1 protein-coding gene is annotated in these 327 nt (G+C 66.1%); it reads right to left on the reverse strand.

Features of this window, described 5'->3' with window-relative positions:
- On the reverse strand, positions 1-327 hold a 327-nt coding region (locus ACQG3P_RS19005), incomplete at both ends, for a prepilin peptidase (protein ID WP_426805904.1).

Raw genomic sequence — 327 nt, forward strand, 5'->3', positions numbered from 1 at the left:
ACGCGTTGATCAACGGCTCGCCCCACATGAACTCGATCCAGCCCGCCAGGGCCAGGTAGGGCCCGAACGGAATCGGCGTGGCCCGGTCGCGGCCGCGCGAGTACCGCCAGATCGAACCGATGATCGCCCCAAGCACCGACGAGAGCAGGATGATCGGCAGGATGCCCGTCAACCCACACCAGGCGCCCAGCGCGGCCCGCAGCTTGAAATCGCCGTGGCCAATGCCTTCCTTGCCGGTGATCTGTGTAAACAGCCACCACACCGACCACAGCAGCAGGTAGCCGGCAATGGCGCACAGCAGGGCAGGCTTGGCCGGCATGTACAGGT

Origin of the sequence: Stenotrophomonas sp. SrG, assembly GCF_050031795.1 — a bacterium.
Lineage (GTDB): Bacteria > Pseudomonadota > Gammaproteobacteria > Xanthomonadales > Xanthomonadaceae > Stenotrophomonas > Stenotrophomonas rhizophila_A.